Consider the following 12,472-nt stretch of genomic DNA (forward strand, 5'->3'; position numbering starts at 1 on the left):
CCGCCACATTCGTGATCCCATGGTTGCGGGCCAGATAGTGCGCGGTGGCCAGGCCATGCCCACCCCCACCCACGATCACCACGTCATAGCTCTTCTTCGGCTCGGGCGTACGCCACAGGAAGTCGGGATGCTCCGGGAGCTGCTCGGCCATGCGGGACTCCGTCCGACGGTCTGCAGGATGAGATCGTGCAGACTGGTATATCAATCGTGAGGTACGGTAGGGACAGCAACGACGATCGGTCAAGGGGAGGGCACATGAGCGTGGCGCTCGTGGGAGAGGGCGGGTCGCTGGCCGAGCGCGCGTACACCGCGATCCGGGACAGGCTCGTCATGCTCGAGATCAGGCCCGGAGATCCGCTCAACGACGACCGTCTGGCCACCGAGCTCGGCACCGGCCGGACCCCGGTGCGCGAGGCGTTGAAGCGGCTGGAGGGGGACCGGCTCGTCGTCGCCTACCCGCGGCGGGGCACGTTCGCGACCGCCGTCGACATCACCGACCTCGCCCACCTGTCCGAGGTCCGGCTCAGCCTGGAACCCCTCGCCGCCCGGTCCGCCGCCCGGAACGCGGGCGCCACCGACCGCGCCACGCTGGGCGAGCTCGCCGAGCGGATCGCCGCGCTCGACACCTCCGGCGACCCGCGCGAACTGCTGCGCGCGGACGTCGAGGTGCACCGGGCGCTGTACCGCGCCACCGGCAACCCGCACCTCGAGGACGTCTGCGTGCGGCTCGACAACCTCGCCACCCGGATCTGGGTGCTCTTCCTCGACCGGCTCCCCGCATTGCCCGGACACATCCACGAGCACGCCGAGCTGCTCGGCGCCGTCGTCGCGGGGGAGGAGGAGAAGGCGGCGGAGCTCGCCCTCGCCCACGTCGTCGGATTCGAGAAGGCGATCCGCGCCCTCCTGTGAACTGCACGCACCGCCCTCGCGGTCGTCGATGAGCGAACGGCGCTCTCGCTCATTCCTAGTGAGCGAACGGCACTCTCGTTCAGATCTAGTGAGCGAAGGTGCCGCTCGCTCAGCCGCGGTGCGCTGCGCTCCCGGCTCCCGCGACCCGCGGCCACCGGTGAGCGAACGGCGCTCTCGCTCATTCCTAGTGAGCGAAGGTGCCGCTCGCTCAAGCCCCGGCGCGCCCCATCGATCACGGTTTCCGCGCCGCCTTCCCGCGGCCGTCGGTGAGCGAGCGGCGCCCTCGCTCATTCCTAGTGAGCGAGAGCGCCGCTCGCTCATCGACCTGGCGCACGGGCCGTGGTCAGAACCGGCCGCCGCCGCCTCGCCGGCCGCGGCTCGAGGAGCCGCCGAAGCTGCCGGGGACGCGGCCGCCGCGACCACCGCCACCGCCGAAGCCCCCGCCGCCTCCTCCGCCGAAGCCGCCGCCGAACCCGCCGCCGAAGCCGCCGCCGAAGCCGCCGCCGCGGTAGCCGCCGCCTCGCATCGCCTCGGACAGGATCCCGCCGAGCACGAGGGCACCCAGCTCGCCGCCGAGAGCGCTCCCCGTGCCGGATCCGCCCGACCAGTGGGAGACGTCCGCCCGCGCGAGCTCGAGGGCCTCCTGCGCTCGCGCCTCCGCCTGCTGAGCCTCCCGCAGCGCCCCCGCCGGATCGCCGCCCGCGGTCGCCGCTGCGAGGTGCCGTTGCGCCTCGGCGAGCCGCGTCCGCGCGGGCGCCCCGACCGCGCCGCGGCGGGTGGACACGAAGTCCGACGCGGCCGCCACCGTCGACCGGGCCGTCACCAGCGCCTGCTCGAGCGCGGCCGCGGCCCGGCGCGCCCGCTCCGCGCTCTCCCGCGCGTCGGCGATCGCGGCGTCGAGCGCTGCCCCCGCCTCGTCGAGCAGCCGCAACGCCGCGATGGGGTCGGGCAGCCCCGCTGCGCCCCCATCCGTCGGAACGCCCGCGCCGCCACCACCGCCCGCGCTGCCGCCACCGCTACCGCCGGCGCCACCGCCCCCACCACGCGAGCCGCCGCCCGCACCACCCGAGCCTCGCGCCGCCACCTCCGCGGCCTCCACCGTCGCCCGCGCCCGGGCGAGCACCCCGGCGTCGACTCCCGGCAGTGCAGAGGCCTCGGCGAGGTCCTGCACCACCTCCGCCCGTGCGGCCGGCACCCGAGCAGCGGCCTCGGCCAACTCGGTGCCGCGGCGGGTGATGCCGGCGAGGAGGGTCTCGGCCTGCGTCGCCGCGTCCTCCGCCGCCCGCCCGTCGACCACGGCGTACGCGGGTTGCGACGCACTTAACCGAGCCCGGGCCTCGTCGAGCTCCTTCTGCGCGTCGGCGAGCAGCGCGCGGACCTGCGGCAGGTCGTCCGCCACCGGTTCCAGCGCCGTGGGCGCCCAGCGCGCGGCGAGCTCGGTCCACTCCCGCTCGGCGTCGGGCACCCGCGCGGTGAGCCCGAACAGCCGGGCGGCGAGGCCGGCGACGTAGCCGGCGGCGTCGGCCTCGAGGGCCCGGAGCCGGTCGAAGGCCTCGACCTGCGCGTCGAGCCGGTCGTCGGCCTGCGTCGCGAGCCGGATGATCTCCGCGTGCAGCGCGCGCTGCTCGGGCTCGGTCTCGGGGACCTCGTCGTCGAGCCGCTGCCGGATCTCGAACGCCGCGAGCATGTCCGCGCGCGAGGCCTCCAGCGCGGCGGCGAACCCCGCGACCGCCTCCTCGCCGAAGTGGGTGCGGGCGGCGGCGAGTTCGCGCTCCGAGGTGCCGACGGCGTCGTCGACCTGCAGGAGCGCCTGGCTCGACCGGTAGGCGAGGTCCTGGGTGGACTCGCCGGGCGCGGGATCGGGCGGTCCGGCCGGCGGCTGCGTCGGCGCCGGAGCCTGACGCGACGGCCGCCGCCACCGGCTGACCAGCCAGGCCGCTCCGCCGGCGACCGCCACCCCACCGCCCACCAGCAACGGGATGGACACCCCGCTCCCGGTCTGCCGCAGCCCGTCTGCCAGACCGACGGCGGCGCCGGCCCAGTCGCCGCGCGACAGCGCCGGTTCGACGGTGTCCCGCCGGATCCGGAGGATCGACGCGTCGGACTCCGGGAAGCCGTCGTCGACCGACAACCCGTAGACCCGGTCCTCGGTCGCGACGGCGAGCAGCACCTGGTCCCGCCCGAGCTGGGAGGTCGTGGCGGTGGCGTCGGCCCACTGCTGCCCGTCCCGGCCGTCGAACGACCGCACGTACACGACGAACAGGTCGTAGCCCCGGTCGGCGCGCAGCCGGGCGATCGCCTCGGTCACCCGGGCCCGTCCGCCGGCGTCGAGCGCCCCTGCCCGGTCGGTGACGCGGTCGGGCACCCGGAAGGGCGGGTCGGCGGCCGCGCTGCCGGGGAGCAGCAGGAACGGCAGGACGAGCAGGACGGCGAGCGCGGCGCACCGGCGCACGATGATCTCCTTCGGCAGGGCGACGTCCGCCATCCTGGCCCTCCGCCCCGGCGGGTCTACAGCCCGCCCGTGAGCAGCGACCGCAGCTCGAGGGCGATCCGCTCCTTCAGCTCGTCGTGCCCCGGTCCGGCGGCGTGCTCGGGCGCGTGCAGGTCGGGGTAGCGCCAGACCGGCAGGAACTTGTACTCGTCGGGTTCCCACTCGTACCGGGCGTGCACGTGTCCGTGCAGGTGCGGCCAGGTGTTGCCCAGCACCTCGTAGTTGACCCGACGGAACTCCGGGTCGGCGCGCAGCGCGGTGCGCACGGCCTGCCCGAGGAGCGACAGCTCGTACAGGAACCGGGTCCGCTCGGGCCCGCCGAGGTCGTCGAGGTGCTCGACGTCCGCCCGGTGGATCAGCAGGCAGTACCCGGGCAGCTTCTGGTGGTCGCCGAACACCGCGAAGCCGGACGCCGTCTCGGCGATCAGGTTCGGCGGCTTCTCACCGCGCCGGAGGGCCTCGAGCCGGGTGTCCGGCTGGTCCCTCTCGCCGCGCCGCAGGGCCTCGCTCTGGCTCATGCGCCGACGGTAGGACGACCTGCCCGCGACCGCAGCCGGTGAGTCCTCACGCGACGGTTCCGGCCCGTTCCTGCGGAGAGGGTGCTTTGACGGACGGCGGCACACGTTATCGGTAGGGGTCGCGGATGCCGCCCGCCCGCGGTGCCCCCCTGATCGCCGCCTGCGGTACGTCCCGGCCGCCCTGCACCGCGGATGGTGATCACGAGCGGGACGGAGGTGCGCGACCGTCGGGGGGTGCGTGGGAAGGTGGCGGCCCGAGCGGAAGGAGTGCCCGTGTCCACTCTCCCGAGCCGGCACGTCGCCGTCCGGATCGAGGCGCCGGCGGCCGCGGTCTACGCCTTCGTCGCCGACCCCACGAACCTGCCGCGGTGGGCGGCCGGTCTCGCCTCCTCGGCCGTCGAGCTCCACGAGGGCCGGTGGGTCACCGAGTCGCCGATGGGCACGGTCGAGGTCGCCTTCGCACCGCGGAACGACTTCGGGGTGCTCGACCACGACGTCACGCTGCCGAACGGCGAGGTCGTCTCCAATCCGGTACGGGTGCTCCCCAACGAGGACGGCTGCGACCTCGTGTTCACCGTCCGGCGGCGCCCGGACATGAGCGAGGAGGACTTCGAGCGGGACGTCGCCGCCGTCCAGGCCGACCTCGACACCCTGGCCCGCCTGCTCGGCCCGTCGTGAAGGACGACGGCATGGGTCCGGGCGTGCTCGGGCGGGTCGTCGTGATCGGCGCGGTGAACGTCGACATGGTCGTCCGGGCGCCGCGGCTACCGGGTCCCGGCGAGACGGTGGTCGGGCCGGCGGTGGAGCGGTTCGGCGGCGGCAAGGGCGCCAACGCGGCGGTCGCCGCGGCCCGGGCAGGCGCCGAGGTCCGGTACATCGGTGCCGTCGGGGCCGACGACGTGGGTGCCGGCGCGCTGGCCGAACTCCGGGCCGAGGGGGTCGACGTCGACGGGGTCGCGGTGCTCGACGGGGTGCCGACCGGGGTCGCGCTGATCGCGGTCGACGCGGACGGCGAGAACCAGATCGCCGTCGGGGCCGGGGCGACCGCCGCCGTCGACGCGGAGGCCGTCCGGTCCGCGGTCGCCGGCTCGGCAGGCTGGGCCGGCTGTGTGCTCGTCAGCACGGAGATACCGGAGGAGGCGGTCGCCGCAGCGGTCGAGGCCGCCGCGGCGGAGGGCATCCCGTGTGTCGTGAACTCCGCCCCGGTGCTGCCGGTGCTCGGCACGCTGCTGACGTACGGGCCGGTGCCGACCCCCAATGCGACCGAGAGCCGCGACCTCGCGGCCCTGCTGTCCGGCGGCGGTGGCGGGCTCACGGAGGACACGGTCGAGGGCCGGGCGACCGCGCTGGCCCGGCGGGCGAAGGCCGAGGTCGTCGTGACCCTCGGTGGCGACGGGGCGCTCGTCGTCGACCCCGGCGGCAGGGCCGAACGTGTCCCGGCCCATCCGGCGCCGGAGGTGCGGGACACGACGGGCGCCGGCGACACCTTCAACGGCGTCCTCGCGGCCGGACTGGCGGCGGGGGAGCCGGTGGCCGGAGCCGTGCGGCGGGCGGTGGTGGCTGCCGCGTTGTCGGTCGGGGCGAGCGGCGCGCGCGCCGGCATGCCGGACGTACGACGGATCGAGCTCGAGCTGGCCGCGGCGGAGCGGCGACGGCCCTGAGACGGCGACGCACGGGTGCGTCAGCGGGTGAGGGAGCGCAGTCGGTCGACGGACTCCCGCATGACCTCCGCCAGGTCCCGCTCCTCCGGCCCGGTGACCCAGCGCTCGAAGGCCACCCGCAGCACGGCGATCCCCGCCTCCGCGGCCAGCCGCGCGTCCGCCTCGGCCACGCCGCGCCGGCCCAGTCCGCCCGCCAGGGCCGCCGAGAGCCTGGTCATCTTGATCAGCTCGCGCTCCTGCAGCTCGCCGTTCGCCGTGATGACGAGGTGGCGGCGGCGGGCGAAGTCCCGGTTGCCGCCGAGCGCGGCCGCGGCGGCGTCGAGGGCCACGCCGACCGCGGTCATCGGCGACGCCGCCTCGGGAGCGCCGACCAGCGCGTCGACCATGTGGCGCTCCAGGTCGGTCGAGCCGGCGAAGAGCACCTCGCGCTTGTCGGGGAAGTGCCGGAAGAAGGTGCGCGCCGTGAGCCCGGCGCGCGCGGCGATCTCGGCGACCGTCGTCTGCTCGAAGCCGCGCTCCACGTAGAGATCCAGGGCGGCCTCCCGCAGGCGCCCCTTCGCGTTCGGCTCCCAGCGACCCACTCGTGACATCCTAGTGATGACACTCGCTGACATCGAGGCGTAGGGTGATGTCATCAAGTGACATCACCACGGGAGGATCCCCATGCGCGTCTTCGTCACCGGGGCGTCCGGCTGGATCGGCTCGGCCGCCGTCCGCGAGCTGCAGCGGGCCGGACACCAGGTCCTCGGGCTCGCCCGCTCGGACGCCGCCGCGGCCGCCGTCGCCGCCCTCGGCGCCGAGGTGCACCGCGGCGGGCTGGACGACCTCGACGCCCTCCGGGCCGCCGCGACCGGCTCGGACGGCGTCGTCCACCTCGCCTACCACCACGACTTCACGCAGATGGCCGAGGCCGCCCGGATCGACGGGGCGGCGATCGACGCGATCGGTGAGGTCCTCGCGGGCACGGACCGCCCGTTGCTCGTCGCCTCGGGTGTCGCCGGGTTCGCGTCCGGTCACCTCGCGACCGAACGCGACGAACCGGATCCCGCCGTCCACCCGAGGACGGCGAACGCCGCGGCGGCGCTCGCCCTGGCCGACCGCGGCGTGCGCTCGTGCGTCGTGCGCTTCGCCCCGACGGTGCACGGCGACGGCGACCACGGGTTCGTCGCCCGGCTGGTGGAGATCGCCCGGGCGAAGGGCGTCTCGGCCTACGTCGGCGAGGGGACGAACCGGTGGCCGGCGGTGCACCGGCTCGACGCCGGCGCGCTGGTCCGGCTCGCGGTGGAGCGGGCACCGGCGCGCTCGGTCCTGCACGCCGTCGCCGAGGAGGGCGTGCCCACGCGCGCGATCGCGGAGGCGATCGGGCGCGGGCTCGACCTGCCGGTGGTCCCGGTACCGGCCGACCGGGCCGTCGAGCACTTCGACTGGCTCGGCCGCTTCTTCGCCCTGGACTGCCCCGCCGCCAACGAGCTGACGCGCACGGAGCTCGGCTGGGAGCCGACGCACGCCGGTCTCCTCGACGACCTGGCGCAGGGGCACTACTTCCGCACCCCGCGCGCCGCCTGACGTCGTGCGCGGTGACTGGTGCCGGAGCACCACTCACCGCGCACGGGGCGGCGGAGCCGCGTCAGTCGGGCGGCACCTCGAGCAGGAGCGAGTGGCCCTGGTGCGGCTCGAGCTCCACGACGAAGGCCTGCAGGTCGTCGACCACGCCGACCTCCTTGTCGGTGAACATGTCCGTCACCCGGCTGCCGGGGACGAGGTGCTCGGAGCGCACCGTGCCGGTCACCGCCTCGGCCGCGAAGTTGAGCACCGTGACGTGCATCCGGCGGCCGCCGTCCTCGCCCGGGTCGAGCTCGTGGACCAGCACGAGCATGCCCCGGTGGGAGACGTCCGGGATGTCGACCTGCCGCGCGACGGCGATGCCGTAGCGGGACCGGACGGCCAGGATCGCCTGCAGCTGCCGGGCGAAGCTGCGCTCGTCCTCCAGCTGCTCGGGCAGGGGGCCGTAGAGCGAGCGGCCGCGCGGCATCCCGGACGCCGACTTCACCGCGTGCGGGGCCACGCCCATGAGGTCGTGCGCCGCCCGGTGGATCCAGCGGGTGTCGCCCTCGGCGATCAGCTCGGCGACCTGGTCGGCCGGCAGGGGGAGCATGCCCGTGAGGTCCCAGCCGGAGAGGGCGAAGACGCCGGGCTGCAGGGCGTTGTACATCGCCAGCAGCAGGTGCACCCGCATGATCTCGGGGACGTCGTCGTCGGTGACCGCGTCGAGCGAGGAGAGCCCGAGCGTCGCGGCGATGACGGACGCGGTGGTGCAGGCGATGCCGTTGGTGGTGAACACCCGGTTGTACGGCGCGTTCTCGCCGGTCAACGCGGCGGTGAGGTCCGCGCGCACCCGCTCCGCGAGCTGCTCGCCGGTGAGCTGCTCGCCGGCGAAGTGGTAGACGTCGTCGCGGTGCCCGGTCGCCCAGTGCACCAGCTCGTAGGTCAGCTCGTCGTGGTTCTGCAGGGCGTGCACCAGCCCGGCCGGGTCGACGCCGAGCTCCAGCGAGGTCCGCTGGGTCAGCCGAAGGAACTCGGTGTCCCCGGTGACCAGCGCGTGGTGGTAGGCGGGCCGGTTGACGAAGTCGTAGGACAGGTCCGGGCCGCCCTCGGAGGTGGCGCGGATGTCGTCGATCGTCAGGTTCAGCTCCTGGAAGGTGAACCCGCCGAGCTTGCGCACCATGCTGGCGATCAGGTGGTTCGCCGCGGAGGAGAGCGGGTGCCCCTCCGACCAGGCCGGGAGCCCCTCCGCGCTCTTCTCGACGCCGAGGAAGCCGTTGGCGTCGAGCCGCAGCGCCCCGGAGCCGAGGTCGGCCAGCGAGTGCACGGCGTCCCCGATCACCAGGCGCATGCCGGCGAACGAGGGGTCGAGCCAGTTGATCGAGGGCTGGCCGTCCTTGAAGTAGTGCAGGTACACCCACCGCCGGGCCACGCCGTCGACGCCGACCACCGGCTTGGTCGCGCTCCAGTTCGTCTCCTTGACGCCCGGGGCGTAGAAGATGACCCGCTGCAGCCGGCCGATGATGTAGCCGGCCTTCTCCAGCGCCTCCTCGGTGGGCACGTCCAGGTTGACCGAGTCCCGGCCCGGCGGGACCTCGGGCAGGAGGTTCCAGTCCTCCTCCTCGATCTCCACCATGTGGTAGATGCCGGGGTAGTCGCCGTACTTCAGCTCGGCGAGCCGGAAGTCCGCGCCCTTGCCCGTGTGGCCGGGCACGATGTCGTCGATGATCGTGCCGCCGGACCAGGTGGCCATGCCGCACATCGCGCGGAACTCGGCCTCCGTGCCGAACGCCGGGTCGATCTCCGTGCCGATCCGGTCGAAGTGGCCGTCGACGCTGGAGGTGTACTGCCAGCCGGCGATGCCGCCCGCGCGCTTGACCGGGCCGGTGTGGATGGCCTCGATCCCGATCGTGCAGAAGGCGTTCCACAGCGCCTCGTCGCCCAACGAGGCCAGGAAGGACTCGCCGGGACGCGTGATCAGCGAGATCGGGTAGGCCGTGAACCACACGGACGCGGACTCGACGGCCTGGCGCGGGCCCGGGTCGGCGAACGGGTTCTGCCACATCGTGCCCTGGCCGGAGAACTGCCGGGCGATCTCGTTGGCGTCGGCGAGCATCGACTGGCTGAGCAGCCACGACACGTACGCCGGGTTCTCGCCGGTGGCCGCGCCGTCCTTCGCCACCGACCGCCGGACGACGGGCGACTTGGCCCGGGCGCGATGGCGGAGCGTGCGGGGACGCGCGGGATGCAGGTGCTCCGCGTAGGTGATCTCGCTGGGCTCGTGGGGGTGCTGCTCCGCGGTCTCCTCGGACTGCGCTCGAGACAGCGCTGCGTCGTCTGCCATCTACTCTCCGTGCTCGCCGCGACCCGGTCGTCGCCCGGGGGTGGGTGTACCACCCGCGTCAGCGGGGAAACGACGGTGACGCGCCGACGATGCGCCCGTCCACCCGACCGCACAGGCCGAACGGGCCTGCCGCACCGCTCGGCGACGGGCGCCCGTCCGCGCGGGGTCGGTGCGGGGTCGGCGCGGGCTCAGTGCCCGCAGGCCGCCCCGCCCGGTCCGGCGACGGTGCCGAGCTTCAGCGGGTCGAGGTCGCGCGGGTCCGGGGCCGGGGTCCACCGGCCGTCGACCTCCCGGTAGTCCCACTCCGGGCCCGCGCCGGCGATCGTGCGGACGGCCTCGACCAGCCGGTCGACGTCGGCCCCGGTCGTGTTCAGGCCGAGGCTGACGCGCACCGCGTCGGCCCCGCCGGCGAGGCGGGCGAGCAGCGGGTGGGCGCAGAAGCGGCCGTCCCGCACGCCGATCCCGTGCTCGGCGGACAGCGCCGCGGCGACGAGCCCGGCCGGGACGTCCGTGACGGTGAAGGAGGCGACGGCGACCCGGTCCGGCGCGTCGGCCCAGATCCGCAGCGGGCGCACGCCGGCGATCCCGGACAGGCCGTCGACCAGGCGGGCGAGCAGGGCGCGCTCGTGGGCGGGGGCGATCTCGTCGATCACGGGGTCGAGGGCGCGGCAGGCCGCGGCGATCGCGGCGGCGCCCAGGACGTTGGGCGTGCCGGCCTCGTGCCGGTGCGGCGCCGGGGCCCAGCTGACCTCGGTCGCCCGGTCCTCGACGCCGACCGAGCGCACCGCGCCGCCGCCGGCGAGGTACGGGGTGGCGACGTCGAGCCAGTCCCGCCGCCCGATCAGCGCGCCCGCGCCGTAGGGGGCGTAGAGCTTGTGCCCGGACAGCACGACGTAGTCCACACCGGACGCGCCGATGTCGACCCTGCGGTGCGGGGCGAGCTGGGCGGCGTCGAGCACGACGCGGGTGCCCGCGGCGTGCGCGATCGCGCAGATCTCGTCGATCGGCAGGATCTCGCCCGTGACGTTGGAGGCGCCGGTGATCGCCAGCAGGGCGGTGGGCTCGGCGGCGAGCGCGTCCCGCAGCAGGTCGAGGGTCTCGCCGACGGTGTCCGGGGCGCGCAGCACGCGGTGGTCGGTGCCGCGCCAGGCCAACAGCGTGGCGTGGTGCTCGACGTCCAGGCACAGCGTCGCGCCGGGGACCGCGCCGGCGAGCAGGTTGAGCGCGTCCGTGGTGTTGCGGGTGAACACGACGACGTCGTCGGCGCGCGCCCCGACGAACCGGGCGACGGTCTCCCGGGCACCCTCGAGCACCGAGGTGCAGACCTGCGAGGCGTACCCGGCGCCGCGGTGCACGCTCGAGTAGTAGGGGAGGAGCTCGGCGACGTGGTCGGCGACCGCACGCAGGGCGGGGGCGCTCGCGGCCAGGTCCAGGTTCGCGTAGGGCACGGTGCGGCCGTCGACGAGCGGGACCGGGAGCCCGGTGCCGACGAGCTCCGGCAGGGGCGTCGGTGCCGGGGCCGTGGTGGTCGAGGTGGTGGTCGAGGTGGTCGAGGTGGTGGTCGGGGCCGTGGTGGTCGGGGTCGCCGCCGCGGCGGGCGCGGTGCGCGCGGGCTCCTCGGCGGCGGTGCAGCCCGGAGCCTCGGCGCAGCGCGGCGCCGAGTCGATCTGGGTGTCGACCTGGGTGCGGACGTCGGACATCGTGGATCCTCCCGGATCACTCAGGACCCGGGACGGCACGAGGTGCCGCACACGAGGGTCCGCGCTTGCCGGCCGCGGGTCCGCGGCGGCCCGGTCGTCACCCGGAGCACCCCACCGCGGAGGAGGGTTGCCGGCCAGCGAGCCGGGGCTTGGCGCTGGCGCTCTTGACCTGACGACGACGGTAGGTGTCGATCCGGGGCCCGGTCAAGTGTGATCCGGGCCGCGGAATCGGCGCCGAGAATGACCGGACAGTGCGGTCGTCGGCGTTCCAGATCGGCGGTGAATGTCCGATCTCCGGGGCGGCTCGACCCATTTCCTCGGCATTTCCGTCCCTTTTGCCCCGGGCCGGGACCGCTGGTCACTCTGCGTTCATGAGCGGCGAGAGCAATGCTGTCATCCGGTCGGGGAGGGCATCGTAGAATCGCCAGGTCGAGCCGTTGGCGCGTGATCGGTTCCCGGCTCGACCGACACGATCGCGTGAAGAATCGGGCCCGCGTCACACGCTGCTCCGGGCCTGTTCCGGCGCCGATGAACCGCCGAAACGAGTGACCTGGGCCACGGAGAAGGGCCCGAGATGGCCCGGAACGGGCGTGGGACGACCCTCTGTCCGACCCCATGATCTCCACTGCTCCGTCCGGATGACACAGTTCCGGTCGTGCGCCTCACCGACCGCTTCGCCTATCGACGTCACGTCGATCTGGGTCGCGTGGCGAGCGCGCTGTGTAGTGCGCCGGTGAACTGAGGCCCGGGCCCCGCCGGCCCCGCCCCCTTCACCCTCGCGTTCCCCGCGGCGCACCGCCGTCCCCGTTCGCCCGGCCTCGGTCCGGGCCGCCGACCGGTGCGCCGGGCCGTGCCCACCGCCGTCCGCCCCACCGCCGCCGCTGTCCATGCGGACCGTCCGGCGTTCCCGGGCCGCGGTCCGCCGCCGTCCGCTCCCCAGATGAGAAGAAGTGGAGACACTGTCGTGCCGCGACACCGATACCGACCACCTCGGTCGGCACTGACCCGGCTCGCCGGGTCCGCGACCCTGGCGGGCGCCGCCGTGGTCGGCCTCACCGGGCCGGCCCAGGCCGCCACGCCGGACCTGGTGCCGGACCTCGCGCCGCTGCTCACGGCCCACTACGACCCCGCTGACGGTACCGGGCCGGCCCCCGCGCCGGAGGCGCCGTACGTGGAGCCGTCGTACACGGCGTTCGAGCAGGGCGACCTGCTCGGCCAGGGCCGCGACTTCGCTCCCGCCGGCGTCCCGATCGCCGGGCTGACCCAGTCGGCGGTGGGCGCGCCCAGCCGACTCCTGCCGAGCTGAG

The 12,472-nt window shown here is 75.0% G+C and carries 11 protein-coding genes, 1 pseudogene and 1 riboswitch; of the genes and pseudogenes, 6 read left to right on the plus strand and 6 right to left on the minus strand.

Annotated elements, in window-relative coordinates:
* Nucleotides 1–151, minus strand: a pseudogene (locus ABD990_RS20355) (sarcosine oxidase subunit beta); the annotation flags it as partial.
* Nucleotides 152–255: 104 nt separating this feature from the next.
* Here ABD990_RS20355 and ABD990_RS20360 point away from each other — a divergent pair.
* Nucleotides 256–909, plus strand: a complete 654-nt coding sequence (locus ABD990_RS20360; protein ID WP_345382213.1) for a GntR family transcriptional regulator — start codon at nucleotides 256–258, stop codon at nucleotides 907–909.
* Between the two features lie 343 nt (nucleotides 910–1,252).
* Here ABD990_RS20360 and ABD990_RS20365 read toward each other — a convergent pair whose 3' ends face one another.
* Nucleotides 1,253–3,394: a TPM domain-containing protein gene (locus ABD990_RS20365; RefSeq protein WP_345382214.1), complete on the minus strand. Its 2,142-nt coding sequence runs from the start codon at nucleotides 3,392–3,394 to the stop codon at nucleotides 1,253–1,255.
* 23 nt (nucleotides 3,395–3,417) lie between these two features.
* On the minus strand, nucleotides 3,418–3,918 hold the full coding sequence (locus ABD990_RS20370; RefSeq protein ID WP_345382215.1) for an HIT family protein: 501 nt from the start codon (nucleotides 3,916–3,918) through the stop codon (nucleotides 3,418–3,420).
* A gap of 273 nt (nucleotides 3,919–4,191) precedes the next feature.
* Between ABD990_RS20370 and ABD990_RS20375 the strand changes: the two genes are divergently transcribed.
* Nucleotides 4,192–4,596, plus strand: a complete 405-nt coding sequence (locus tag ABD990_RS20375) for an SRPBCC family protein (protein WP_345382216.1) — start codon at nucleotides 4,192–4,194, stop codon at nucleotides 4,594–4,596.
* A gap of 11 nt (nucleotides 4,597–4,607) precedes the next feature.
* The gene (locus tag ABD990_RS20380; RefSeq protein WP_345382217.1) at nucleotides 4,608–5,579 is read left to right on the plus strand and encodes a PfkB family carbohydrate kinase; all 972 of its coding nucleotides are present in this window, start codon (nucleotides 4,608–4,610) and stop codon (nucleotides 5,577–5,579) included.
* Nucleotides 5,580–5,599: 20 nt separating this feature from the next.
* On the opposite strand, the gene ABD990_RS20385 is transcribed toward ABD990_RS20380, so the two are convergent.
* On the minus strand, nucleotides 5,600–6,160 hold the full coding sequence (locus ABD990_RS20385; RefSeq protein WP_345382218.1) for a TetR family transcriptional regulator: 561 nt from the start codon (nucleotides 6,158–6,160) through the stop codon (nucleotides 5,600–5,602).
* 82 nt (nucleotides 6,161–6,242) lie between these two features.
* On the opposite strand from ABD990_RS20385, the gene ABD990_RS20390 reads away from it, so the two are divergent.
* Nucleotides 6,243–7,145 carry an SDR family oxidoreductase gene (locus ABD990_RS20390; protein ID WP_345382219.1) on the plus strand — a complete coding sequence of 301 codons (903 nt, stop codon included), beginning with the start codon at nucleotides 6,243–6,245 and terminating at the stop codon, nucleotides 7,143–7,145.
* 61 nt (nucleotides 7,146–7,206) lie between these two features.
* Here the strand turns inward: ABD990_RS20390 and treS are convergent, their stop codons facing one another.
* Both treS and ABD990_RS20400 read right to left on the minus strand, forming a co-directional pair.
* A complete protein-coding gene (gene treS / locus ABD990_RS20395; RefSeq protein ID WP_345382220.1) occupies nucleotides 7,207–9,465 on the minus strand; it encodes a maltose alpha-D-glucosyltransferase in 2,259 nt (752 codons plus the stop codon).
* Between the two features lie 188 nt (nucleotides 9,466–9,653).
* Complete coding sequence (locus tag ABD990_RS20400) at nucleotides 9,654–11,165, minus strand: aminotransferase class V-fold PLP-dependent enzyme (protein ID WP_345382221.1); 1,512 nt, start codon at nucleotides 11,163–11,165, stop codon at nucleotides 9,654–9,656.
* A gap of 56 nt (nucleotides 11,166–11,221) precedes the next feature.
* Nucleotides 11,222–11,335: riboswitch (SAM riboswitch) on the minus strand.
* Nucleotides 11,336–11,820: 485 nt separating this feature from the next.
* Here ABD990_RS20400 and ABD990_RS34455 point away from each other — a divergent pair.
* Both ABD990_RS34455 and ABD990_RS20405 read left to right on the plus strand, forming a co-directional pair.
* The gene (locus ABD990_RS34455; RefSeq protein ID WP_425569633.1) at nucleotides 11,821–11,907 is read left to right on the plus strand and encodes a putative leader peptide; all 87 of its coding nucleotides are present in this window, start codon (nucleotides 11,821–11,823) and stop codon (nucleotides 11,905–11,907) included.
* A gap of 222 nt (nucleotides 11,908–12,129) precedes the next feature.
* Nucleotides 12,130–12,471: a hypothetical protein gene (locus tag ABD990_RS20405; RefSeq protein ID WP_345382222.1), complete on the plus strand. Its 342-nt coding sequence runs from the start codon at nucleotides 12,130–12,132 to the stop codon at nucleotides 12,469–12,471.
* Nucleotide 12,472: the final 1 nt, after the last annotated feature.

It is taken from the genome of Pseudonocardia yuanmonensis (genome assembly GCF_039542425.1).
Classification (GTDB): domain Bacteria; phylum Actinomycetota; class Actinomycetes; order Mycobacteriales; family Pseudonocardiaceae; genus Pseudonocardia; species Pseudonocardia yuanmonensis.